Here is a 577-nt window from a genome sequence, read left to right as displayed (position 1 = left end):
GTCTTTCCGATACCCAAACGGGGCAAGACACCCGGTAAACTGTCCTTTCTGCGCTTTCAGAAGATAAGAGGAATGGACTTTCTTGGAAATATCCTTGCTGTACATCTCGTTGAACAGATTTCGCAGCGGGGTAAAATCGTTGTCCATGCCCTCGCTGGCACTGTCCACATTATCGTTGACAGCGATAAAACGCACACCCTTTTGAGGGAACAGCATTTCCGTGTAAAACCCTACCTGCAAGTAGTTTCGCCCTAACCGGCTCATGTCCTTGACGATGACCGTACCCACTTTCCCGGCTTCAATGTCCGCAAGCATGGCTTGAAATCCGGGCCGCTGGAAGTTCGCGCCGGAAAAACCGTCGTCGGTGTACCAGCGCAGATTGGTAAAGCCGTTCTGTTTTGCGTAGGTTTCGAGTATCCTTTTTTGGTTCGATATGGAATTACTCTCGCCTTGCAATTCATCCTCGTGGGACAATCTCGGATAAAGGGCGGTAATGAGGTTTTGGGTGGCTTGTCTTAACATAAAATCCTCCGTTTCCGACAGCCAGCCCCACTATTCCGTGGTTTCATTGTACCAC

Annotated in this window: 1 protein-coding gene; it reads right to left on the bottom strand. The window is 49.7% G+C overall.

Annotated elements, in window-relative coordinates; translation table 11 throughout:
* Window positions 1-522 (bottom strand): recombinase family protein (locus tag ACTQXY_RS15555; RefSeq protein ID WP_441660221.1); only part of this gene is annotated, 522 nt, incomplete at its 3' end.
* Window positions 523-577 lie beyond the last annotated feature (55 nt).

This window comes from Faecalimonas sp. LCP19S3_D12 (assembly GCF_052121495.1).
Lineage (GTDB): Bacteria > Bacillota > Clostridia > Lachnospirales > Lachnospiraceae > Faecalimonas.
The sequence above is the reverse complement of the archived record's forward strand: the minus strand, read 5'-3'. Positions and strand labels throughout refer to the sequence as shown.